Genomic DNA, 23,784 nt, shown 5'->3' on the forward strand with positions numbered 1-23,784 from the left:
CTCGTTACGCCGGTGCGGTCTCGGCCGTCGTCACTTCTGTAGCCGGAAGCGCCGCCTCCTCGTCAATCGCTTCAGGAACAAGCGCCGGCGACTTGCATTCTGGAAACACACCGAATTCGCCGGCTACCTCCTGGAGCGGCTTCTGCTTGTCGGCCCAGTGCAGGGCCGTGTAGTCGAAACCGTGCACGATGGTGGGTTTGACGATTTCGAAATAGGGCGAGATGTCGAAATCGCGCGGCATGTAGAGCGAGGAATCGCGGATATGCAGGATCTCGCGGCGCGCCTTGCGGCTGGCGGCACGCGTGATCTTGGGCAGGATCGGATAACGCACGGCGTCGAACGCCTGCGCGATCAGCGCGGAGCAGATGATCTTGGTCGGATCGCCGGAGCCGAACGCGATCATGCGCCGCCGCCAGCGCTGCGGGATCGGCAGCGGAAACAGGTAGCGCGCCAGATCGACGATGTTCTTGGTGTCGTAACCGAAGCCGATGCGGTTGATGGCGTAGCGGCACACCGTGGTGCGGTCCTCGTAGGACAGCCCGACCGGCCGGCAGAGCCTGGTGTGATAGGTGAAATATTTCGACAGCGGCGCGGAGGTCACGCCTTCGCCGACATTGGCTTCGATCAGCACGTGCTGCTCGCCGTCAGGCTCGAATGCGCCATCGATCGGTCCGACGAACAGCGCGGCATGCGACCAGGTCGACTGCGTCAGGTATTTGATGATGCCGGAGATGCGGTTGTTGCCCTCGACCAGCAGGACATCGCCTTCCTGGATGATGCCACGCAGATGGTCGGGGTCGCTCGGCGTGAACGGCTCGTAGCCGGGCACTTCCTTCGACAAGTACCCCGCGATCCATTTACCGACGGTATCGAGCATTACGCCCATGGATTCCCCCCAGCGGTTCTATGACCGCTTGTCTTCACCTAATCATGGTCGCAAGCCGTTGCAATTTAGTTCATGCGATCGATCGATCAATCATGATTGATTTACCATGAGTGTTGCTGCGGTCGGTGAGATGCGGCACAGTTCGCGAAGCGTTCCCATTCCCTGCAAGTCCCCGGAAACCATGCCAGAAGCTATGTCATGCCAGTGACCCGCCGCGATTTCCTGTCGGCGTCCGCGGCTCTCGCGCTGGCGCCGGTGCTGGGCGGCCGGGCCGTTGCTGCGCCGCTGCCGCGCGAGGCCGACATCGTCGTGATCGGCGCAGGCGCCGCAGGCATCGCCGCGGCGCGACGGATCGCCGCCGCGAACCGCAAGGTGATCGTGGTGGAAGCGTCAAGCCAGCTCGGCGGCCGCTGCCAGACCGACGCAACGACATTCGACGTGCCGTTCGACCGCGGCGCGCGCTGGATGCACAATCCCGAAACCAATCCGATGATCCGGCTGGCACGCTCGGCGGGCCTCGACATCGTGACGGCGCCTGCGGGCCAGAAGATTCGCATCGGCCGGCGCTACGCCCGACCAGGCGAGACCGAGGAATTCCTGGCCGCCCTTGTGCGCGCCAATCGCGCCATCGACGATGCCTCGCGCAAGGCCGACATCGCCTGCGCCGCTGTCATGCCGAAAGACCTCGGCGATTGGGCCGGCACCGCCGAATTCCTGCTCGGCGCCAATTTCAGCGGCAAGGATCTGAAGGACCTCTCCGGCGTCGACAAGGTGCGCGCGCAGGATCGCAACTCCGCGATCGCCTGTCGGCAGGGCCTCGGCGCGCTGATCGCGAAGCTCGGCGAGGGGCTGCCGCTCGCGCTGTCGACGCCGGCGCAGCGCATCCTGTGGAGCAATCGCGACGTCACGGTCGAGACGGCCTCCGGCAAGATCGTCGCGCGCGCGGCCATCGTCACCGTGTCGAGCAACGTGCTGGCGAGCGGCAATCTCAAGTTTGCGCCCGAGCTTCCGAAGCGTTCGCTGGATGCCGCCGCCAAACTCAGCCTCGGCAGCTATGATCGCATCGCGCTGGAGATTCCCGGCAATCCGCTCGGGCTGTCGCGCGATGACGTCATCATCGAGCAGAGCAATTCGACCAAGACGGCACTGCTCTACGGCAACATCGCCGGCTCCTCGCTGTGCACGATCGACGTCGCGGGCTCGTTCGGCCGCGAGCTGTCGGCGCAGGGCGAGAAGGCGATGGCTGCGTTCGCGGTGGAATGGCTGACGCGGCTCTATGGCAGCGAGGTCGGTGCGTCCATCAAGAAGACCAGCGCGACGCGCTGGAATGCGTCGCCCTTCATCCTCGGTGCGATGTCGGCGGCGGCACCGGGCGCGCAGTTCTCCCGCCGGATCCTGACCGAGCCGATCGGCGCGATGTATCTCGCGGGCGAGGCCACCCACGAGACGCTGTGGGGGACGGTCGACGGCGCCTGGGAAAGCGGCGAGCGCGCCGCCGATGCTGCGCTGCGCAGGATCGGCGGGGCGAAGGAGGCTGCGCCGGAGACGCCGGCGCCTGCCGCCAAACACAAGCGCCGCACGCCGCGTCGATCGGCCGAGCCGATGAATTGAGCGTGGGGTGAAGTGACGTCCGAGCCGTGGTGTTCACAGCGATTGGTGTCAAGTGCTGTCGTATACTCGGGTGTCGTCCCGGCGAAGGACAGGACCCATACGCCGCAGCAGATGTTGCGATCGGGACCCGTCGTTCGAACGTCGTTCACCAATAACCGTCTGTGGTTATGGGTCCCTGCTTTCGCAGGGACGACATCGAATGTGTGGCATTGCCTGTGGCTCTTTCCTCCTCGTCATTCCGGAGCTCGCGAAGCGAGAGCCCGGAATCCATTTATCTACGATGCACGCGGCCCGATGGATTCCGGGCTCGACGCTACGCGTCGCCCCGGAATGACGTAGCAAGCCTCACACCGGCAGCTTCAGCTCCATCAGGTCCTTTGCCACCACGATGCGGCCCTTGAAGTTCGTCTTCACGTCCCGGGTCCAGTCGTCGTCAGTGACGTCGGGATCGTCGCCGGGAACGAAGTGGCTCAGCACCAGCGTCTTGACACCGGCGGCGGCTGCGATGCGGCCGACGTCCTCGGTCGAGGTGTGGCTGTCGAGCAGATGCTTCTTCAGCGTCGCGCCGTTCCTGGTCTTTGCCACCAGTCGATCGACCGCGGGGATATAGAGGCATTCGTGCACCAGCACGTCGGCTCCCTTGGCGAACTCGGCGAGCTTCGGATTGTAGGCGGTGTCGCTGGAGAACACGACGGTGCCATCCGGCGTCTCGAATTTGTAGGCAAAGTTGTCCGTGATCGGCGGATGCGGCGTGCGGAACGCGGTGACGGTGACGTCCGCTGTCTTCAGCACCACGCCATCGTCGGTGATGTCTTTCGCGACCAGGAGCTTGCGCGGGTCGGGGCGGCCTTCGTCCGCGATCCGGGTCTCGACGTCGAACTTGTTCAGCTCCCAATATTCCTTCGTCATCGCCTCGATGCCCTTGGGACCGAACGAATGGATCGGCGTCGAAAGGCCTGCTGCCCAGGCGTTGTAGAACAGATTGCCGTATTCGAGATTGTGATCGGAATGATGGTGGCTGATGAAGATGTACTTCACCGACGGGATCGGCACGCCGGCGTTGACCAGCTGCCGGCTGACGCCCATGCCGCAATCGATCACGATCGGCGTGTCGTTGACGACCAGCAGATTGGCCGGATTGGAAGCGCCGATGCCGACGCGCGGGCCACCCTTGGTGCCGAGGAACACGATGCGCGTGCGCGGCTTCGTGGCTTGCGCGTGCACGCTGGGCGCCGCGAACAAGGCGGCGCTGCCGAGCGCCAGTTTTAAGGTATTGCGGCGATCGATCATCGGTTCATCCCTGAACTCTTCGAGGCGACCCTACCCGCCACGCAAAATGCCATCAAGCGCCGGCAGGCCGACGATGACGGCGGCGGCGATCAGCGCGTAGCAGATCGCGCGAAACACCTGCTCGCTGGCCTTGCCGAACAGCGAGGCGCCGAACCAGACGCCGATGCCGTAGATCGGGCCTATGATCAGCGAGAACTTGACCGATTCGATCGTGATCAGTCCGGTGAACCAGTAGCTGACCAGCGAGAAGAAATCCGAGGCGCCGAAGAACAGCACGATGTTGGCGCGCGAGATCACCGACGAGATCGGGCGTCCCAGCCAGTAGGCGACGATCGGCGGGCCGCCGGTCTGCGCCAGGCCGCTGCAAAAGCCGGAGAGGCCGCCGACGCCGATCGAGAGCGCGGCGTGATCCTTGCCGTGGTAGCGCCAGCCCGACAGCAGCAGAACCAGCAGCGCCGCGACGAAGCCGGAGATGATCCAGCGTGTGGTCACCGGATCGAGCACGGTGAGGAAATAGGTGCCGATCGGAACGCCGACCAGCGCACCTGCGACCATGACAGCGGTCGCCTTGCGGTCGGCGTGGGTCCAGGCATTGGGCAGCATCGGCGTGGCCGCGATGAAATCGATGATCAGCAGCAGCGCCGCCACCAGCCGCGGCGCCGCGACGCTGCTCGCCAACGGCATGAAGATCAGCGCCGAGCCGAACCCGGAGAACCCGCGCGCGGTGCCCGACACGAAGGCGATCGCGCAGATCGCCAGCGCGATGTTGGTCGAGATGTCGGAGGGGATGAGGGAGAGGGAGGTCATGAGCGAGAATGTTCAATCAGTTAGCCGGCAAACGAGCTCAGGTCTTGAGACAAGCGCCCGCATCTCAGACCCGTCATCCTGAGGTGCGAGCGGAGCGAGCCTCGAAGGATGAATCGGCCACAGTCGGGCCGTCGACCCTTCGAGACGGCGGCTACGCGGCCTCCTCAGGGTGACGGTGACAAGCTTTCCCCCGCGAGCGAGAGGGCGAGCAGCGCATCGCGCGCGGCCCGATCACGCCCGCAGCGTGCCGCCGGTCTTCTTCGTCACTTCGGCGACGACCTTGGCCGCGACGGCGTCGATCTCCTGGTCGGTCATGGTCTTCTCGCGCGGCTGGATCGTCACCGCGATCGCGACCGACTTCTTGTCCGGATCGATGCCCTTGCCCTCGTAGACGTCGAACACGGTCACGTCGGTGATCAGCTTCTTGTCGATATTCTGGGCCGCGCGGACGATGTCGCCGGCCTTGACGCCGCGGTCGACGATGAAAGCGAAGTCACGCGACACCGGCTGGAACGCCGAGAGCTCCAGCACCGGCTTGGCGCGCGTCGCGCGCTGCTTGCCCTGCGGGATGCGATCGAGGATCACCTCGAACACGATCATCGGTCCGTCTGCGCCCAGCGCCTCGGCGGCGCGCGGATGCAACTCGCCGAACCAGCCGAGCACGTTCTGCGGACCGATCTGGATGGTGCCGGAACGTCCCGGGTGCAGCCACGCGGGGCCGCCCGGCACGATCTGGAGTGCCTGCATCGGCGCGCCGGCAGCCGCCAGCACGGCGAAGGCGTCGGCCTTGCCATCCATTGCATCCGCCGTCGTCGAGCCGGTCCAGTGCCGTCCGATGCCCTTCGACGACGCGTAGCCATGGCGCACGCCCGAAGCTGCAATGAGCTGGTCCTCGGGTCTGTCGCCGCGGAATACCTGGCCGACCTCGAACAGCGCCACGTCGGGCGTGCCGCGGTTGATATTGGCCTGCACGGCGCCGACCAGGCCGGGCAGCAGGCTCGGCCGCATGTCGGAGAGATCGGCCGCGATCGGATTGGCGAGCACCAGCTCGCTCTGGCCGCCGCCGAACAGTTTTGCTGCGTCGCTGGTGATGAACGACCAGGTCACGGCCTCCACCATGCCGCGCGCGCCGAGCCCGCGCTTGGCGCGGCGGGTGCGCAGCTGCATCGGTGTCAGCACCGGCTTGCGCGGCTCCTCGCCACGCTCGAACGGCGTCATCGGCACCTTGTCGACGCCGACGATGCGCACGATCTCCTCGACGATGTCGGCCTTGCCCTGCACGTCGGTGCGCCAGGACGGCACCGCGATCTTCACCACCGGGCCGTTGCCGGCCAGCATGAAGCCGAGCCGCGTGAGGATCAGCTTCACCTCGACCAACGGCACCTCGATGCCGGCGAGCCGCTTCACCTCGCTGAGCGGGAAGTCGATGATGCGATCCTCGCCGAACTGCTTGCCGACCACGACGTTCTCGGACGGCGTGCCGCCGCACAGCTCCAGCACCAGTCTGGTCGCGAGCTCGAGGCCCGGCACCATGAAGGCCGGATCGACGCCGCGCTCGAAGCGATAGCGCGCGTCCGAATTGATGCCGAGCTTGCGGCCGCTCTGCGCGATGTTGATCTCGTTCCACAGCGCCGATTCGATCAGCACGTCGGTGGTGTCCTCATCGCAACCCGAGGCCTCGCCGCCCATGATGCCGGCGAGTGATTCGACGCCGTGCTCGTCCGCGATCACGCAGACATTGCTGTCGAGCGTGTAGGTGCGGCCGTCGAGCGCGAGCAGGGTCTCGCCATCCTTCGCGCGACGTACGGTGAGGTTGCCCTTCACCTTCTTGGCGTCGAACACGTGCAGCGGGCGGGCGCGGTCATAGGTCATGAAGTTGGTGATGTCGACCAGCGCGTTGATCGGGCGCAGGCCGATCGAGGTCAGCCGCTTTTGCAGCCATTCCGGCGACGGCCCGTTCTTCACGCCGCGCACCAGCCGCAGCGCGAAGCCCGGGCACAGCGCGGCGTCCTCCACCGTCACCTGGACCGGGCAGGGGAATTCGCCCTTGATCTGCTTGATCCCGGGATCCTTGAACTTGCCCATGTCGGCGGCGGCGAGGTCGCGCGCGATGCCGTGCACGCCGGTGCAGTCCTGCCGGTTCGGCGTCAGGTTGATCTCGATCATGGGATCGCCGAGCCCGGCCCAGTCGGCATAGCCCTTGCCGAGCGGCGCATCGGCCGGCAGCTCCATGATGCCGTCATGGTCTTCCGAAATCTGCAACTCGGCCGCCGAGCACAGCATGCCGCGGCTCTCGACGCCGCGGATGGTGCCGATGCCGAGCGTGATGTCCTTGCCGGGGATATAGGTGCCGGGCGGCGAGAACACACTGATCAGGCCTGCGCGCGCGTTCGGCGCGCCGCACACCACCTGCACCGGCGCGCCACCGTCACCGGTGTCGACCATGCAGACGCGCAGCCGGTCGGCATTCGGATGCTGCTCGGCCGAGATCACGCGCGCGATGGTGAACGGCGAAAGCTGCTTCGCCTTGTCCTCGATATGCTCGACCTCGAGCCCGATCATGGTGAGCTTGTCGGCGAGCTTCTCGAGCGGTTCGTCGGTCTCGAGATGTTCCTTCAGCCAGGAGAGGGTGAACTTCATGACGCCAACCTATTGTCCAAAACTTCAATCAGACGGAAGCGCTCGCAGATCAGCAGCATGTCGTCGCTGAACTTGCCCTGCCGGCCGAAATAATCGCGGTGGGCGCGGCGCCAGTAGTCGAGGCTGCGGTCGCCTTCGCCTTCGCCTTCGTCGTGGGCGAAGCCCGCATCGACCTCGCCGAAACGACGGGCGGTTACCTCGGTGGTTTCGATCACGCAGGCCGGTGTGCCGCGGCCGTCGAGCACGACCCAGCGCTCGCCCGGCGCCGACAGGTTCGGCTCGTCCGGCGTGCAGCAGGTCGCGGTCTTGACACCGCGGATCACGAGATCGAGCAGCTCGTCGGCGAGCTCCGGCCCGTCGCCGAATGCGAATGACCGCAGGCCATGATATTTGCCGGGCACGGCAACCGAATTCACGAGCTCAATCCCCCTGCGATCGTCGGGATATCGAGCGGCTTGAAGCCGTAATGGTTGAGCCAGCGCACGTCGTTTTCAAATAGCTGGCGCAGATCGGCGATGCCGTATTTCAGCATCGTGATGCGGTCGAGGCCCATGCCCCAGGCGAAGCCCTGGTAGACGTCGGGATCGATGCCGCAGGCGCGCAGCACGTTCGGGTGCACCATGCCGCAGCCGAGGATCTCCATCCAGTCCTCGCCCTCGCCGAAGCGGATCTCGCCCTTGTCGCGGCGGCACTGGATGTCGACCTCGAGCGACGGCTCGGTGAACGGGAAGAACGACGGCCGAAACCGCATGTTGATGTGGTCGACCTCGAAGAACGCCTTGCAGAACTCGTGCAGGATCCATTTCAGGTGGCCGAGATGCGACCCCTTGTCGATCACGAGGCCTTCGACCTGGTGGAATTGCGGCGTATGCGTCGCATCGGAATCGATGCGATAGGTGCGGCCGGGGCAGATGATGCGGATCGGCGGCTTCTGGGTCAGCATCGTGCGCACCTGCACCGGCGAGGTGTGGGTGCGCAACAGCATGCGCGAACCATCGTCCTTCGGATTGAAGAAGAAGGTGTCGTGCATCTCCCGCGCCGGATGGCCTTCGGGGAAGTTCAGCTTGGTGAAGTTGTAATCGTCGGTCTCGATATCGGGACCTTCGGCGATCGCAAATCCCATGTCGGCGAAGATGGTGTTGACCTCATCGAACACCTGGCTCAGCGGATGGATGCGGCCGGTCTCCGCCGGCGCCTCGCGCAACGGCAGCGTGACGTCGATGGTCTCGGCGGCGAGGCGCGCATCGAGCGCGGCTGCCTTCAGCACGTCGCGCCTGGCCGCCAGCGCCTGCGTTACCGCATCCTTGGCGAGGTTGATCTTCGCGCCCTCGGTCTTGCGCTCGTCCGGCGACATCTTGCCGAGGGTGGCGAGCAAGGCCGAGATCGAGCCCTTCTTGCCGAGGGCCGAGACGCGCACGGCCTCGAGGGCAGCCTCGTCGGCGGCGGCGGCGATCTGGTCGAGGATGGACTTTTCGAGCGTTGCGAGGTCGGACACGGTCAATTCCTGCGCTTGAGCGGTGCCTGATCTGGCGGGAAGAACCGGGGCTCCCGTCGCGGACCATGCACCAAAAATGCGGCTGGGTTGTCGCCGCCCGAAGGCCGTAACGTCAAGCAAAAAGCCGGTCATTCCGGGCCGATGGCCGGCAGCATTGAACCCCGCGCAAAGGCCGGGTTACCCAAGGGGAGCTCGAGGAGGCCCATGCGATGTTGCTGCGAACTTATCTGGCCGTGCCAGCGGTCCTGCTAACGCTCGGCGCGACGCATGCCGCGGCCGAGGAATGTCCCGCCAAATCGACCCAGATGGACGACATCATTGCAGTGCTGGAGAAGGCGCCGAGCTGCAACCGCGCGATGAAGATCTTCGGGGCGTGCGAATACGGCGCCAGCGGAGACGTCCAGTTCGGCGAAGTGGTCGAGAAGAAGTGCGAGGCGGACTTCCTGTCCGGCCTCGGCGCAGGGCAGAAGCGAGCTTATGCCCACGAACTCAAGCGCTGCGACGACAAATACGCCAACGAGAGCGGTACCATGTACCGCTCGTTCACCGCATTCTGCCGGGCAGAGGTTTCGCAGCGCCATTCGCAGAAGGCGCTGAAAGCGGGCCCGAAAGCCCGCTAGAATTACGCAGCCAGCGCGGCCTTGGCCTTCTCGGCGATCGCCTGGAACGCCACCGGCTCGTGGATCGCGAGATCGGACAGCACCTTGCGGTCGACGACGACACCCGACTTGGACAGGCCGTTGATGAACACGCTGTAGGTCATGCCGAACGGACGGACGGCGGCGTTGATGCGCTGGATCCAGAGCGCGCGGAAGGTGCGCTTCTTGCGCTTGCGGTCGCGGAAGGCGTACTGGCCGGCCTTTTCGACCGCCTGCTTGGCAACGCGGATGGTGTTCTTGCGGCGGCCGTAATAGCCCTTGGCGGCCTTGTAGACTTTCTTGTGCTTGGCGTGAGCGGTCACACCGCGTTTGACGCGAGACATGACGGAAATCCTTGATCTGGAAGAGACGGGTCGCCGCGCGAGGGGCGGCAGGGTTCAAGCGAAGGAGCGCGATCAGGCGTTCGGCAAGAAGTACTTCTTGACGTTGTCGCCGTCGGTCTTGAACAGCACGCGGGTGCCGCGGAGCTGACGGATCTGCTTCTTCGTCCGCTTGATCATGCCGTGGCGCTTGCCGCGCTGGGCGTGCATGACCTTGCCAGTGGCGGTCACCTTGAAGCGCTTTTTAGCGCCCGACTTGGTCTTCAACTTGGGCATTTAGCTCTCCTGTCGCACAGCACGAAAATCGCCCCGAGAGGCGTCCGGCCGGCTAAAATGCTCGTTAGAGCGTTGAAAGTGCTGAGGTTTTTCCCGAATTGAAAGAACCTGCACTGAACGTCGCCACGGCAGCCCTTGATCAGCCGGGCGGCGAAGGCCCGGCTTATGACAGAGGATCGGCGGTTTTGCAACGTTTGAAGCGGGAAATCGGGGTCGGAACCGGTCCCGTAGCCCTGATGGAGCCCAACCGGGCGGGCATTCGCGCGACCCGATGGCTCCATCCGCGGTACCAAAACAGAAACGGCCCGTCAGATCGCCTGACAGGCCATTTCATCGCGACTACAAACTAATTCGAATTAGCGCGGCGCCAGCACCATTACGACCTGGCGGCCTTCGAACTTGGCGTCCTGCTCGACCTTGGCGAACTCGGCGACGTCGGCCTTCACCTTGTCGAGCAGCTTGGTACCGATCTCCTGGTGCGCCATCTCACGACCGCGGTAGCGCAAGGTGATCTTGACCTTGTCGCCTTCCTCGAAGAAGCGCTGCATCGCGCGCATCTTCACGTCATAGTCGTGATCGTCGATCATCGGGCGGAGCTTGATCTCCTTGATCTCGACGACCTTCTGCTTCTTGCGGGCCTCGGCGGCCTTTTTCTGCGCGGAATATTTGTACTTGCCGTAGTCCATGATCTTGCAGACCGGAGGACTGACGTTCGGCGAAATCTCGACCAGGTCCATGCCGGCTTCCATGGCCATCTTGATGGCAACCATGGTCTCGACGGTGCCCTTGTTGACACCATCGGCATCGATCAGCTGGATCTGCGCGTTGCGAATCTCATCATTGGTGCGCGGCCCGTCTTTTGCGACTGTGGGCGGGGCTCTATTGGGACGGCGAATGGGTAACTCTCCAAAGTTGTGAAAGGGAAGGCGGATATTTTGAAGCAAGACGCTGCGCCGGGCAAGCGAACTCGCGTTCTATGCGGCAAAACCGTCAAATGCGAGGCATTTTCGCCACGCACGGCACATATAGCGGGCGCGTCTGCTCCGCAAGGCTCGGGAGGCTTGAAGGCTCGGCGCGCTGCCGTTGACCGACGCCGCGCGACGATTGAAAACCAGATCTCTGACATGCGAGTGACCGAACCATGAGCCAAACCGCCGCATCCGAACAGGAACCCGCGTTCATCGAGGTTGGCAAAGCCGACGCCCGGCGCCGGATCGCGGTCCGCGCCCGAACCGGCGGCGGTCCGGGCCTGTTCTGGCTCGGTGGCTTCAAGTCCGACATGGCCGGCACCAGGGCGATCGCGCTCGACGCCTGGGCTGCGGAGCACGGCCGCGGCTGCGTCCGGTTCGACTATTCCGGCCACGGCGAAAGTGGCGGCGAATTCGTCGACGGCACGATCGGCCGCTGGCTCGAGGAGAGCCTGGCGGTGTTCTCGCAGTTCTGCAACGGGCCGCAGGTCGTGATCGGTTCCTCGATGGGCGGCTGGATGGCGCTGCTGTTGGCGCGTGAGATCGCCCGGCGTGGCAAAGCCGGCGGCGGCCGGTCACAGCTCGCCGGCCTGGTGCTGATCGCGCCGGCGCCCGACTTTACCGAAGAGCTGATGTGGAAGGGATTTCCGCCGGAGGTGCGGCAGGAGATCGAGACCAAGGGCATGTGGCTGAGGCCATCGGAATATGGCGACGGCTCGCCCTATCCGATCACCCGCAATTTGATCGAGGACGGCCGCAATCATCTGCTGCTCGGAGCCAAGATCGATGTCGGCTGTCCGGTGCGCATCCTGCAGGGCGCGCAGGATCCCGATGTGCCGTGGAAGCATGCGTTCGCATTGGTGCACCGGCTGCCGGCCGAGGATGTGGTGCTGACCATGATCCAGGACGGCGATCACCGGCTGTCGCGGCCGCAGGACATCGCGCGGATCATCGCCGCGGTGGCGGAGATCTAACCACGCCGCCGCCCCTTCGAGACGGCCGCTTCGCGGCCTCCTCAGGGTGACGGCTACGGATAAAGGCGTCATCCTGAGGTGCGAGCGCTAGCGAGCCTCGAAGGATGTGCCGCGCGCACGAAGGGGAGACGTCGAATGGATACAATAACGATGCTGCGCGCGTTCTGCGACGCGGTCGAGCAGCGCAACGGCAAGGCTTTCGCTGATCTCTTCACCGAGGACGGCGTCTATCACGACGTGTTCTATGGCGCCTTCGCGGGCCATGCCAAAATCGCCGAGATGATCGACGACTGGTTCTATAGGACCGCGACCGATTTCCGCTGGGTCATGCATGATCCCGTCAGCGACGGCACGACGGTCTATGCGCGCTACACGTTCAGCTATCGCTCGACCCTGCCCGAGGCCAAGGGAGCGCGTGCGATGTTCGAGGGCGTCGCGATCATGCGGCTGCGCGACGGCAGGATCACGGAGTACCACGAGGTCGCCAACACCGCGCCGGCCTTCGTCGACCTGAACTTCGCGCCGGAACGGATCGCCAAGATCGTCGGCAAGCAGGGCACGGCGCTGAAGGCGCGGCCGGAGATGAAGCGGCATTTGGCGTAAGTTGCGACCGGATCTATCCCCCGTCATTCCGGGGCGCGCGAAGCGCGAGCCCGGAATCCATCGGGCCGCATGCGCTGACGAGGAATGGATTCCGGGCTCGCGCTACGCGCGCCCCGGAATGACGATGGCGAAAGCCTACGGCGGCGGCGGGTTGCTCATCGGCTTGCGCTGGGCGAGCGCCGCCACGGTCGAGGTGCCGATCGGGCCCTTTTCGTCATAGAGCCAGCATTCGCCGATCGCGATGCCGTCGGTGGCGTGGTGATTGACGACCTCGAAGCCGATCCAGTTGGTCACCGGCAAACGGTGCAGGTAGATCGTGACGTCGCTGTTGATGTAGCCAAGGCCCTGGTCGCCGGCGTTCGCAAAGGGGCTGGCGAAATCGGCGCCGGTCGCGACATGGACGAACGGCGTCATCTTCACGCCGGCGACGAGCTCCCGCACCTCGCTCATCCAGAGCCTGCGTTCGCCGAGCGAACCCATGCGGCCGGTGATCGGCCGCGTCTCCCATTTGCCGTTCATGCTGAGCCTCGGATCAACCGGCTTCGGAATCTCCGCGGGCGCCGGCACCTGCCAGTTCGGCGGCGACCACACATTGCCCGGTGCATTTTCCGTCCGGCGCAACAATTGGCAGGAGGCGCGCGCCATGCTGGTGCCGCCGGAGATGAACTCGGCCTCGATCACCTTGATGCGGAGCCCGTCGCGCACGAGCCTGGTCGTTACCTCGACCGGCGTCGTGATGTTGGGCAGCCGGAACATGTCGACGGTTAGCCGTGCGGGCACGAAATCGTCGGAGCCGTGGCGCTCCTCGATGACGAAGCCGAGCAGGCCGATCACGACGCGGCCGTGCATCGATTCCGGGCTCCAGGGACCGTTGGCAACCGATGTCGGCATGAAGCCGTCGCCGTGCCGGGTGAAGAAAGGCTGGTTTGTCATGGCGGGCGACCATGACGGGAACGGCGCGATGAAATCAAGAGGCGGCCGCCGTGCGCCACTCCTGCTGCACCGTGATGTCGGGCTCGCCGTCGGCCCGCGATGCCAGTGCCGCGAACGCATCGCGCTCGATCAGTTGCGACAGCGCCCACACCGCCGCGCCGCGCACCAGCGGGCTTGTGTCGTCGAGCAGGCGCCGCGCCTCGCCGGCGAGACCGGCGTCGCCGGAATTGCCGATCGCAACCAGCACATTGCGGATGAAGCGGTCGCGGCCGATGCGCTTGACCGGCGACCTGGTGAACAGCGCGCGGAACGCCGGATCGTCGAGCCGCGCGAGATCGGCGAGATCGGGCGCCCGCAACGCATCGCGCGCGGCGAGCTTCTGCTCGCGCCCCTCTTGCGCGAACTTGTTCCACGGGCACACCGCGAGACAATCGTCGCAGCCATAGATGCGGTTGCCGATGCTCTTGCGGAATTCGTGCGGGATCGGGCCCTTGTTCTCGATCGTCAGATACGAGATGCAGCGCCGCGCATCGAGCTTGTAGGGCGCGGGAAACGCCGCCGTCGGGCAGATCTCCTGGCAGGCGCGACAGCTGCCGCAACGGTCGGTGTCGGCCTCATCGCGCGGCAATTCGGTCGCGGAATAGATCGCGCCGAGAAACAGCCAGGAGCCGAATTCGCGCGAGACGAGATTGGTGTGCTTGCCCTGCCAGCCGATCCCCGCCGCCTGCGCCAACGGCTTCTCCATCACGGCCGCGGTGTCGACGAACACCTTCACCTCGTCGCCGGTGGTCGCGGCAAGCCAGCGCGCCAGCACCTTCAGCCGCTTCTTGATAACGTCGTGATAGTCGTCGCCCTGCGCATAGACCGAGATCGCGCCCTGCGACCGGCGCGCCAGCAGCTTCAGCGGATCATCGTCTGGCCCGTAATTGACGCCGAGCATGACGATCGAGCGCACGCCATCCCACAGCACGCGCGGATCGGCGCGGCGCTCCGGATTGGCGGCGAGCCAGTCCATGTCGCCATGGCCGCCGGAGCCGAGAAACTCCAAAAAATACTTGCCGGCCTCGCTGGTCGCATCAGGCCCGGTGATGCCGATACTGTCGAAGCCGAGCGCCCGCGCCTCGCGTTGCAGCGCTGCCTTGAGATCGGAGGGAGAGAGCCTGACCGCCGGGTTCAGAAGTCGAGGTCCACATAGGTGCGCGATGCAGGCACCCCCGCCAGCCACTCGCTGAGCAGCGGGCGGAACGACGGACGGGACTTCACCCGCGCGTACCACGACTTTGCCGCGTCGTCCTCGCTCCATGGCACGTCGCCCAGATAGTCGATCGCCGAGAGATGTGCCGCGGCGGCGAGATCCGCGTAGGTGAGGCGGTCGCCGGCGAGATAGTTCCGCGTCTTCGCCAGCCAGCCGATATAGCTCAGATGATAGCGCACATTGACCTTGGCGGCGCGCATGATGTCGGGCGCCGGCGGACCGCCGCCATTGTCCTCGCTCATGAAGCGCTTGTAGATCCGCTCGGTCACCAGCGGGTTGGAGGCTTCCTCGAAGAACTTTTCGTTGAACCATGCCATCAGCCGGCGCACCTCGACGCGCTCGGCCGAAGAGGTCGGCAACAGTCGCCGCTCGCCGGCGTCGAGGCCGTGCGTCTCGTCGACATATTCGGCGATGATGGGTGCACCCGGAATCGGCGGAAAGCCCTCGGCGATCAGCACCGGCGTGGTCGCCGCCGGATTGAGTGCCAAGAACGCCTCGCGCCGCTCCCAGACCCGTTCCTCCACCAGGCGCAGATCGAGGCCATACTCGCCGAGCACGAGGCGGATGAATCGCGAATGCGGACAGAACGGGTGATGATACAGCGTATACATGAAGCCCTTGGTAGTTTCGCGGCGCTTAAGAAACCATCAACCTGTGCGACCTGGACCGGTGATTTGGCCAGACTGGCCCCGATCGTCTCTATGTCGCGTCGGCACGCAAAGCGGTAGCTGCTCCCGCGGATGGCGCGGGTCACAAAAACGCTATAGCCCAGCAAATCGGCCGGGTAACCCATTGTTTGACGATTTTTTGCGATTGCGGCCAATGTGCGAATAAGCGAGAAGAATCCGGTTTTCCACACAGGGCAGATCAGATCATGATGACGGATATGCTGCGGGCGGTGATTCTCGGCATCGTCGAGGGCGTCACCGAGTTCCTGCCGGTTTCTTCGACAGGCCACCTGCTGCTCGCGGAGCGCTTCTTCAATCTCGGCGAAGGCAATTTCTGGAAGAGCTTCGCGATCCTGATCCAGCTCGGTGCGATCCTCGCGATCCTCGTGCTCTACTTCAACCGATTGTGGCGCGTCGCGCTCGGCATGTTCTCCAATCCCGACGACCGCCGTTTCGTGATCGGTGTGCTGGTGGCGTTCCTGCCGGCGGTCGTGATCGGCTTGATCGCCGGCAAATACATCAAGGAATTCCTGTTCAATCCGTGGGTGGTCTGCTTCACGCTGATCGTCGGCGGCGCCGTCCTGCTGTGGGTCGATCAGCTCGATCTGAAAGTATACGAGGACGATGCGACCCGGTTCCCGCTGCTGATGTATTTCTGGATCGGCGTCGCGCAGTGCCTGGCGATGGTCCCCGGCGTATCGCGCTCCGGTGCCAGCATCGTCGCCGCGATGATGCTCGGCGCCGACAAGCGCTCGGCGGCGGAGTTCTCGTTCTTCCTGGCGATCCCGACCATGGTCGGTGCGTTCGTCTATGACTTCTACAAGAACCGCGCCGACTTCACCTCCGACAATCTCAGCGTGATCGCGGTCGGCTTCGTGGTGTCGTTCATCACCGCGATGATCGTGGTGCGGGCATTCCTCAACTTCGTGACCCGCCGCGGCTTCACCTTCTTCGCCTGGTGGCGCGTGATCGTCGGCACGCTCGGCCTGATCGCGCTGGCGCTGGGAAGGTAGGGACGATCTATCCGTCGTCCCTGCGGGGACCCATAACCACAGCCTTCTCGGTGGCGCAGGGCTGTGGCCCCGGCGTCCTGCATCTCGGGCATTTGTGGTTATGGGTCCCGGCTCAAGGCCGGGACGACAGGTGGAGAGAGCGGCTTACGCGCTCTTCTTCTGGAACTGGCCCGTCGCGCGGAACCGCCAGAGATATTGCGGGGCGACCGCTTCCATCGAGTCCGGCGTGATGCCGAGGCCGGCGAAGGTCAGGCCGGCGGCCTTGGCGGCGTCGGACACCACATTGTCCACGCGCAGCATCGCGACCTGGTCGGGCGTGAGCGTGAACGGCCCCGGCGCGAATTGCAGGAAGTAGGATTTGAGCTTGGCGAGGCCGAACGGCAGCGGCATCAGCATGCGGTCGCGCTGGGTGATCTCGAGGATGATCTGCATCACCTCGCGCATGGTCAGCACCTCAGGGCCGCCGAGCTCGTAGGTCGCGCCGGCCTTGGCCTTGCCGTCGACCGCATCGGCCACGGCGTCCGCGACGTCGGCGACATAGGCCGGCTGCACCGTGTTGACGCCACCGCCGACCAGCGGCAGCACCGGCGAGATGCGCGCCAGCGCCGCGAAGCGGTTGGTGAACTGATCCTCGGGTCCGAACAGCAGCGACGGCCGCATGATGGTGGCCGACGGCAGCGCCGCCTGCACCGCGGTTTCGCCTGCCGCCTTGGCGCGGAAATAACCCGACAGCGAATCCGCATCGGCCCCGATCGCCGAGACATGGACCATCCGTCCGCCGCTCGCAGCCGCCGCCTTGGCGACGGTCTCGGCGCCCTTCACCTGCACGGCATCGAAACTCTGCCCGCCGCCTTCGGCCAGGATGCCGACCAGGTTGATGGCGACCTGCGAATCACGCATCGCCGCCTCGACCGAGGCCGGGTAGCGCACATTGGCCTGCACGGCATGGATCTGCCCGACCCGGCCGAGCGGCTGAAGATGGCCGGCCAGTTCGGGCCGCCGCACGGCAACACGGACCCGGTAATCGCGCTTGCAGAGCGCCCGGACCACGTTCCGCCCCAGAAACCCCGATCCGCCGAAGACCGTGACTGTGGTGTCCAGGTTCGATGCCATGGGAGGATTCCTGTCGGATTCGGGAGTTATTGACGTGGGTTAGCCATCTGGCGATACGCCATCGACCCCACCATGTACAGGGTATTCGATTTTTCGTTTCGTGAATTTGACAAGCGCGTAACCGAACCTTACTAACGCGCCCACGCCCAGGTGGTGGAATTGGTAGACGCGCTGGCTTCAGGTGCCAGTGGCTTAACGGCCGTGAAGGTTCGAGTCCTTTCCTGGGCACCACCCCTCTTGAATCATCTTGTCCTTCAATAAGATGCACGCCCCTATCGGGGCGTTGCGCCAACGCTGGGCGACGCTGCTGTCCGTGCGGCCTCATTGAGGCGTGATCGGCCCCGACGGAGGTATGCGGCAAGGCGGTCAACGCCTCGGTCAGGCCGCTCCGCAACGACATGAATCCATCACTGCGACGCCTCAAGCCCAGGCAAGGGCGACCTCAATACCGCCGGCCCCGGACGTCTGCTGGGTGTGCCCTTCATCGCGCGGATTGCTGACGCTGCGGCATCGCGCCGAGTGAACGTGCGGGGGCATTTGCCGGTGGGTCGGGGTCCCGGAAAATCCGGACTGGCGGAATTGGCAGCTAGTGATACTATCATTAGATAAACTGTATAATAGGATGATGTAATGTCGGTTTCCCGCTTTGCCGTCACCGCCCTGGCGGCCGCATTGGCCGCGATTGGACTTGCATCGTCTGTTGCAGCCCAGCCGGTCGATCATCACGTGCGAGTGACGCTCGTGGGTACCGGCGGCCCCGAGATCAATCCGACACGATACGGATATTCGACGTTCATCGAAGCCGGCGGGCAGCGACTGCTCTTCGATGCGGGAAGAGGTGTCGTGCAAAGGCTCTACGAGTCTCGCGTCAATCCGCGTGACGTCACCAAGATTTTCCTGACGCATCTCCACAACGATCACATCGAAGGATTGCCGACGTTGTGGATCACGCCATGGTTTCTACTCGCGCGTGACAAGCCGCTGGAAGTCTGGGGACCGCCAGGCACGCTCAAAATGATCAAGGGAATGCGTGCAATGTTCAGCGATGTTGAGAAGCGGGGAGGCGTCAATGGCTTCAACAAGATCGAATACATGGACGTGAAAACCACGGAGATCACCGACGGACAGGTCTATGATCAGGACGGACTGAAAGTCAGCGCCTTCAAGGTGTCGCATGGGGATGGCGATCCGGCCGTCGGTTACAAGATCGAGTACGGCCATCGCGTCGTCGTTCTGTCGGGTGACACGGTCTACAGTCCCAACGTCGTGACCGCGGCGAGAGGTGCGGACTTGCTGGTCCACAACGTTGTCGGATTCAGCGATGAATGGATGGCGCGCCCAGAGGCGGAAAAGCACCGAGCTGCGGTGGCGTCGAAGCTCGCCTCACCTGAACAGGCAGCCCGTGCATTCTCTGAATCGAAACCGCGCCTCGCCGTCCTTTCGCACATCGTGAAGAAGGATCTGTCGGGTAAGGCGGGTGACGAAATCATCGTGAAGCAAATCCGCCAGGCTGGTTACACCGGCCCGATGCTGATGGGCGAAGATCGCACGGTCATTGACATCGATGACGACGGCGTCAAAGTTACGCCACCTCGCCCAACCGAGAAACTTCCCGACCTCGACAACAAGAATGTCAAGCTGGACGACGTTCAATGAAGCCCGAGCCGGTTGATATGAGACCGTGAGCCGTTGGGACTCTCGGCAACGGCTGCGGCGTCATGACCTAACGCGACTGATCCGGCATCGCCAAGACTACGCGGGCGAGGTGGTCACGCCACTGCACCAACCGATCTGCGCCGGCAAAGCGACCGGCAGCAGCTCGGCAAACCTCGACACAAGCCCTCACACGATCCGCCGCCCCGCGCGCCGCGCGATCGGCCGCTGCACGAAATACATCGCGATCATCGAGAACAACGAGCTCGCCACGACGACGTAGCCGATCCGGTCGAAATGCAGCAGCGAGCCGTCCGGGTTCTCGGCGACGATCGCGGCTGCGACCACCGAGCCCAGCCCGCCCGAGAGTTGCTGCACCGAGGCGGAGACGGCGCTGAACGATCCGCGCTGGCTGGCGTCGGGGATCGCCGACATCAGCGCCTGCGACGGGATCATGCGCGAGAAGATGCCGACGAACATCAGCACGTTGACCACGATCGCGGTCAGCAGCGAGACGTGGCCGAGATTGGTGTAGGTCAGCACCATGATCACGGTCACCACGCAGCCGAACACGAAGGTCGGATATTTGCCGAACCTGTCGGCGGCGCGGCCGACCAGCGGCCCCATGATGATGCTGAACAGGCCCGAGACCAGATAGATCGTCGGCAAATGCGCGATGTCGATGCCGAGATTGTGCACGGTGAAGGCGCTGCCGAACGGCATCAGCATGAAGCCGCCGGTCGCCAGCAGCGTCGTCACCAGGAAGGCCAGCGTGTAGCGCGGCTGGCCCACGGTCGCGATCAGGTGGCGGAACGGGTTGCCGTCGTGTTGCAGCTTGAGGTGTCCGTCGACCGGCTCCATGAACAGCACAATGGCGGCGATCGCCACGATCGACAGGCCGACGATAGCCACGAAGCAGATGTGCCAGTTCCAGTGATTGGCCAGGAAAAGTCCGGCCGGGACGCCGAGCACCTGGCTCGCGGCGAACGCGGTTTGCAGCACGCCCATCGCGCGGCCGCGCTGTTGCAGCGGAAACAGGTCGGTGACGATGGCGAGCACGACCGAGCCGATCACGCCGCCGAACAGGCCGGTGACGATGCGGCCAAGCAACAGCACGTGGAAATTCTGCGCCAGCGCGCACAGCACGGTGCCGGACATGAAGCCGACATAGAAGAACAGCAGCAGCCGCTTGCGGTCGAAGCGATCGGCGAAGCCGGCGGCGAGGATGCCGGAAATGCCGGCAGCGAACGCATAGGCGGAGACCGCGACGCCGAACTGCCCGGCCGTGATGTTGAGCGACGGCATCAGGATGGCGCCGAGCGGCGACATGATGATGAAGTCGAGGATCAAATTGAACTGCGTGAAGGCGAGCAGCGCGATCAGGAACGATTGATAGCGCGTGAAGCCGCGCACCTGCTGATCGTCGATCGGCGCGGCGATGGTCTGTTCCGACATGAGGCTCTTTTCATTGGGCGGATACGGGCTGGCAACAGATAGGGACGGCGCAGGCCGATTTCACGGGGTGGCGGATCACAAGTTCCGTCGAAATCGGTTTCGCGAAAGCGCGGAGCGCTCGCCGTCGGACGGCGGCGACGCAGGCCTGCGCCTGCGACGCGCCTGCTCTGTACATCACCGACGCGGAAGCGTATGCACGCAAGGGATGTGAACAAGGAGCGCACATCCAAAGGTTCCGTCTGTGGCGACCGCGCAACAGGTCGCCGCAAATCGTTTCCAGCTCGAATGGAGCGAATCAGCCGACGCTGAGAGCGGGGCAGGGGGAAGCAGGAGCGCGAGCCGGAGCTTCGCGCCGAAGGTGGAGAAGGGCATGGTTTCATCGCGGCTCGCGGCGATCCTGTCGTGCACTCTGGGTGGCGGTTATCTCCTGTCGGCCTCGCAGGCGCTTGCCGCTTGCGACAATCTCGCGCCGGTGAGCGGTCAGACGGTGACCTGCTCGACCGCGGCACCAAACCCCTCCCCCGCAGGCGTGCAGGCCGCGGCCGGCAGCTCGAACGTCACGGTGAACGTGTTGCAGGGCGCGGGTATCACGCCCGGCGCCGGTGCAACCGCCGTCGGCCTCGTCACCGGCAGCACCGCCACCAACAACGGCACGCTGACCATCAGCGGCGGCGGCACTGGAATCTTCGGCAGCGGTGACGGCAATGTCTTCACCAACGGCGCGTCGGGCGTGATCACGACCAGCGGCGCCGGCAGCAATGCCATCGCCGACAGCGGCAACGGCAATACGCTGGTGAACAACGGCACCATCACGACGCAGAACGGCGCCTCGCGCGGCCTCGCCATCACCGGTCTCTCGCCGAGCAGCGGCAACACGCTGATCAACACCGGAACGATAACGACCCAGGGACCGCAGTCGCACGGGCTCTACGTGCAGACCGGCGACAACAGCACGTTCAACAACAGCGGCACCATCACCACGGCGGGCGCGGGCGCGCGTGCGATCTATTCGGTCGGCCAACTCGCCAACATCACAAACACGGGCACGCTGCTCACCACCGGCGGCCCTGCGAGCGGGATCGCGAACAACACCGTCTTCATGCAGGGCAATGGCGCCGTCCTGACCAACAGCGGGACCATCGAGGCGCGCGGCGTCAACTCCGACGGCGTATTCTCCAACACCGTGGGATCGTCGTTTACCGCGACGATCCAGAACCTCGCCGGTGGCCAGATCATCAGCCAGGCGGGCCCCGCGATCCGCACGCTCAACGGCGTCACCACCATCGTCAATGCCGGCCTGATCGCCGGCAACAGCGGCAGCGCGATCGCGGGCGGCAACGGCAATATGACGCTCGTCTTGCAGACCGGCTCGCAGATATCAGGCCTCGCCGATGGCGGCAGCGGCAACAATCAGGTCCGTCTGCAGGGCAGCGGCACAGCCGACAATGCGTTCACGCGCTTCCAGACGCTGACGATGGAAGGCAGCGACTGGACTTGGGCAGGCACCGGCACCTTCGCCAACACCTTCATCAACAGCGGCACGCTGACGCTACAGACCTCGCTGACCGGCAATGTGTCGATTGCGGCCGGCACCAGCCTTCAGGCGGGCAACGGCGCGAATCCGTCGATTACGCCGTTTCCGGGCGGACCGCCGATCACCGTTACCAATGCCGGCGTCATCAATCTCACCAATGGCGGTGCCGTGGCGGCGAACAGCCTGACCATCGTCGGCAACTATGTCGGCAACGGCGGCGGCCTTTATCTGCACAGCGTGCTCGGCAGCGATGGTTCGCCATCGGATCGGCTCGTGATCTCCGGCGGCAATGCCTCGGGCACGACGGCGATGACCGTGATCAATGCCGGCGGCGCCGGCGCGCAGACCACCGCCGACGGCATCCTGGTGGTGCAGGCGATCAACGGCGGCACCACGTCCGCCGCCGCGTTCGGTCTCTCCAATGCGGTGGTTGCGGGCGCGCACGAATACATGTTGTTCCGAGGCGGCGTATCGGCCGGCAGCGCCGACAACTGGTATCTGCGCTCGGAATTGCTGCCGGGTACCAACCCGCCGGTGCCGCCCGTTCCGCCGGTCCCGCCGCCTCCCGGCGTGACGCCGCCGCCGCTCCCTCCCGATCCCGTGACGCCAACACCGCCGCCGGATGGCTCGGAGCCGATCCAGCTCTATCGGCCTGAAGCCGCGGTCTATTCGGCGCTGCCGCAGGTGGCGCAGAAACTCGGGCTCGCGACGCTCGGCACCTTCCATCAGCGCCAGGGCGATCAGGCCCTGCTGACCAGCGGCGGTGACCAGCCGGCCGCATGGGCGCGCGCATATGGCTCGCACAGCTCGCAAAGCTGGGCCGGCACGGTCAGCCCTTCGTTCGACGGCACCATGGCCGGCGTGCAGGTCGGCGTCGACATCCTGCGCTTTCAGTCCGCGCCGGAGCATCATGATCGTGCCGGCTTCTTCTATGCCTATGGCTGGGCCAACGGCACCGTCAATGGCTTCGCGCTCGGCATGAACGACATCCGCACCGGCACGCTCTCGATCGACAGCCAGAACATCGGCGGCTACTGGACCCATATCGGTCCGTCGGGCTGGTACGTCGACGCGGTGCTGATGGGCAGCTTCTACGGGGCAAGTCCGCAATCGGAACGCCAGGTCGGCGCGCGGGTGTCCGGCACCGGCGTCGCGGCGTCGCTCGAAGCCGGCGTGCCGATCCCGCTGAACCGGTTCATCGCGATCGAGCCGCAGGCGCAACTGATCTGGCAACGCCAGGCGTTCGACAGCTTCAACGACATCTTCTCCAGCGTGGCGCCCGGCAGCGCCGATACGCTGACCGGCCGGCTCGGCGTGCGTATTCCCTCGACCTTCACCGTCGGCACTGCCGAATTGCGTCCCTATCTCGAGGCCAATCTCTGGCACACCGCCGCGAACGATCGCAGCATCGCCTTCGCCACCACCGACCTGATCGGCGTGCAGAGCCGCGGCACCGCCGTCGAGATCGGCGCCGGCGTCTCCGCGCAGATCAATCGCGCGGTCAGCGCCTATGCGAGCGCGGGCTACACCACCTCGGTGGACAGCACCCATCGCGAGGACATCACCGGGCGGTTCGGCCTCCGGGTCAGCTGGCAATAGCGACGCCGGGTCGCGACCGGCGAGCCAAGCCA

Annotated in this window: 21 protein-coding genes and 1 tRNA gene; 8 read left to right on the top strand and 14 right to left on the bottom strand. The window is 65.0% G+C overall.

The genetic code is table 11. The annotated features are described in order from the left end of the window. Positions 1 to 4: 4 nt before the first annotated feature. Positions 5 to 886, bottom strand: coding sequence for a YiiX/YebB-like N1pC/P60 family cysteine hydrolase (locus tag B2W55_RS21400; protein ID WP_024584285.1), 882 nt, complete (start codon positions 884 to 886; stop codon positions 5 to 7). A gap of 198 nt (positions 887 to 1,084) precedes the next feature. Between B2W55_RS21400 and B2W55_RS21405 the strand changes: the two genes are divergently transcribed. Further along, positions 1,085 to 2,497, top strand: a complete 1,413-nt coding sequence (locus tag B2W55_RS21405; protein ID WP_024584286.1) for a flavin monoamine oxidase family protein — start codon at positions 1,085 to 1,087, stop codon at positions 2,495 to 2,497. A 345-nt stretch (positions 2,498 to 2,842) separates the two neighbouring features. Here the strand turns inward: B2W55_RS21405 and B2W55_RS21410 are convergent, their stop codons facing one another. The 5 genes from B2W55_RS21410 to pheS form a co-directional block, all read right to left on the bottom strand. Beyond that, positions 2,843 to 3,787, bottom strand: a complete 945-nt coding sequence (locus tag B2W55_RS21410) for an MBL fold metallo-hydrolase (RefSeq protein ID WP_024584287.1) — start codon at positions 3,785 to 3,787, stop codon at positions 2,843 to 2,845. A 30-nt stretch (positions 3,788 to 3,817) separates the two neighbouring features. Next, positions 3,818 to 4,594 (bottom strand): sulfite exporter TauE/SafE family protein, encoded by a 777-nt coding sequence (locus B2W55_RS21415; RefSeq protein ID WP_024584288.1) that lies wholly within the window; start codon positions 4,592 to 4,594, stop codon positions 3,818 to 3,820. 231 nt (positions 4,595 to 4,825) lie between these two features. Further along, a complete protein-coding gene (pheT, locus tag B2W55_RS21420) occupies positions 4,826 to 7,234 on the bottom strand; it encodes a phenylalanine--tRNA ligase subunit beta (protein ID WP_024584289.1) in 2,409 nt (802 codons plus the stop codon). Further along, entirely contained in the window at positions 7,231 to 7,650 is a 420-nt protein-coding gene (locus tag B2W55_RS21425; RefSeq protein WP_024584290.1) for an ASCH domain-containing protein, read from the bottom strand. The genes pheT and B2W55_RS21425 overlap by 4 nt, the downstream gene beginning before the upstream one ends. Next, positions 7,647 to 8,729, bottom strand: coding sequence for a phenylalanine--tRNA ligase subunit alpha (gene pheS, locus B2W55_RS21430; protein WP_024584291.1), 1,083 nt, complete (start codon positions 8,727 to 8,729; stop codon positions 7,647 to 7,649). The genes B2W55_RS21425 and pheS overlap by 4 nt, the downstream gene beginning before the upstream one ends. Before the next feature lie 209 nt (positions 8,730 to 8,938). On the opposite strand from pheS, the gene B2W55_RS21435 reads away from it, so the two are divergent. Then, entirely contained in the window at positions 8,939 to 9,349 is a 411-nt protein-coding gene (locus B2W55_RS21435) for a hypothetical protein (RefSeq protein ID WP_024584292.1), read from the top strand. 2 nt (positions 9,350 to 9,351) lie between these two features. Here B2W55_RS21435 and rplT read toward each other — a convergent pair whose 3' ends face one another. The 3 genes from rplT to infC all read right to left on the bottom strand — a co-directional run bounded on the left by rplT (position 9,352) and on the right by infC (position 10,880). After that, on the bottom strand, positions 9,352 to 9,711 hold the full coding sequence (gene rplT, locus B2W55_RS21440) for a 50S ribosomal protein L20 (RefSeq protein ID WP_018269297.1): 360 nt from the start codon (positions 9,709 to 9,711) through the stop codon (positions 9,352 to 9,354). Between the two features lie 72 nt (positions 9,712 to 9,783). Continuing rightward, positions 9,784 to 9,984: a 50S ribosomal protein L35 gene (rpmI, locus tag B2W55_RS21445; protein WP_008539890.1), complete on the bottom strand. Its 201-nt coding sequence runs from the start codon at positions 9,982 to 9,984 to the stop codon at positions 9,784 to 9,786. A gap of 356 nt (positions 9,985 to 10,340) precedes the next feature. After that, positions 10,341 to 10,880 (bottom strand): translation initiation factor IF-3, encoded by a 540-nt coding sequence (infC, locus tag B2W55_RS21450; protein WP_024584293.1) that lies wholly within the window; start codon positions 10,878 to 10,880, stop codon positions 10,341 to 10,343. Between the two features lie 245 nt (positions 10,881 to 11,125). Here infC and B2W55_RS21455 point away from each other — a divergent pair, with 245 nt between their 5' ends. Next, positions 11,126 to 11,926: an alpha/beta hydrolase gene (locus B2W55_RS21455; protein WP_024584294.1), complete on the top strand. Its 801-nt coding sequence runs from the start codon at positions 11,126 to 11,128 to the stop codon at positions 11,924 to 11,926. 135 nt (positions 11,927 to 12,061) lie between these two features. Next, positions 12,062 to 12,529 (top strand): nuclear transport factor 2 family protein, encoded by a 468-nt coding sequence (locus B2W55_RS21460; protein WP_024584295.1) that lies wholly within the window; start codon positions 12,062 to 12,064, stop codon positions 12,527 to 12,529. A gap of 135 nt (positions 12,530 to 12,664) precedes the next feature. Here the strand turns inward: B2W55_RS21460 and B2W55_RS21465 are convergent, their stop codons facing one another. From B2W55_RS21465 to B2W55_RS21475, 3 genes are read right to left on the bottom strand one after another with little or no spacing between them, the layout of a single operon-like run. Beyond that, positions 12,665 to 13,462, bottom strand: coding sequence for an acyl-CoA thioesterase domain-containing protein (locus B2W55_RS21465; protein WP_024584296.1), 798 nt, complete (start codon positions 13,460 to 13,462; stop codon positions 12,665 to 12,667). A gap of 34 nt (positions 13,463 to 13,496) precedes the next feature. Then, positions 13,497 to 14,687: a tRNA epoxyqueuosine(34) reductase QueG gene (gene queG, locus B2W55_RS21470; protein WP_024584297.1), complete on the bottom strand. Its 1,191-nt coding sequence runs from the start codon at positions 14,685 to 14,687 to the stop codon at positions 13,497 to 13,499. Continuing rightward, positions 14,636 to 15,328, bottom strand: a complete 693-nt coding sequence (locus tag B2W55_RS21475; protein ID WP_024584298.1) for a glutathione S-transferase family protein — start codon at positions 15,326 to 15,328, stop codon at positions 14,636 to 14,638. The genes queG and B2W55_RS21475 overlap by 52 nt, the downstream gene beginning before the upstream one ends. Before the next feature lie 263 nt (positions 15,329 to 15,591). Between B2W55_RS21475 and B2W55_RS21480 the strand changes: the two genes are divergently transcribed. Continuing rightward, positions 15,592 to 16,398 carry an undecaprenyl-diphosphate phosphatase gene (locus tag B2W55_RS21480; RefSeq protein ID WP_024584299.1) on the top strand — a complete coding sequence of 269 codons (807 nt, stop codon included), beginning with the start codon at positions 15,592 to 15,594 and terminating at the stop codon, positions 16,396 to 16,398. 144 nt (positions 16,399 to 16,542) lie between these two features. Here B2W55_RS21480 and B2W55_RS21485 read toward each other — a convergent pair whose 3' ends face one another. Then, positions 16,543 to 17,511 (bottom strand): complex I NDUFA9 subunit family protein, encoded by a 969-nt coding sequence (locus B2W55_RS21485; RefSeq protein ID WP_024584300.1) that lies wholly within the window; start codon positions 17,509 to 17,511, stop codon positions 16,543 to 16,545. A 144-nt stretch (positions 17,512 to 17,655) separates the two neighbouring features. On the opposite strand from B2W55_RS21485, the gene B2W55_RS21490 reads away from it, so the two are divergent. Then, positions 17,656 to 17,742, top strand: a tRNA-Leu gene (locus B2W55_RS21490). A gap of 399 nt (positions 17,743 to 18,141) precedes the next feature. Continuing rightward, the gene (locus tag B2W55_RS21495) at positions 18,142 to 19,167 is read left to right on the top strand and encodes an MBL fold metallo-hydrolase (protein WP_024584301.1); all 1,026 of its coding nucleotides are present in this window, start codon (positions 18,142 to 18,144) and stop codon (positions 19,165 to 19,167) included. 186 nt (positions 19,168 to 19,353) lie between these two features. On the opposite strand, the gene B2W55_RS21500 is transcribed toward B2W55_RS21495, so the two are convergent. Next, on the bottom strand, positions 19,354 to 20,619 hold the full coding sequence (locus B2W55_RS21500; protein WP_024584302.1) for an MFS transporter: 1,266 nt from the start codon (positions 20,617 to 20,619) through the stop codon (positions 19,354 to 19,356). A gap of 370 nt (positions 20,620 to 20,989) precedes the next feature. Here B2W55_RS21500 and B2W55_RS21505 point away from each other — a divergent pair, with 370 nt between their 5' ends. Then, positions 20,990 to 23,752, top strand: a complete 2,763-nt coding sequence (locus B2W55_RS21505; protein ID WP_024584303.1) for an autotransporter outer membrane beta-barrel domain-containing protein — start codon at positions 20,990 to 20,992, stop codon at positions 23,750 to 23,752. Positions 23,753 to 23,784: the final 32 nt, after the last annotated feature.

Source organism: Bradyrhizobium sp. UBA2491 (assembly GCF_002341725.1).
GTDB lineage: Bacteria > Pseudomonadota > Alphaproteobacteria > Rhizobiales > Xanthobacteraceae > Bradyrhizobium.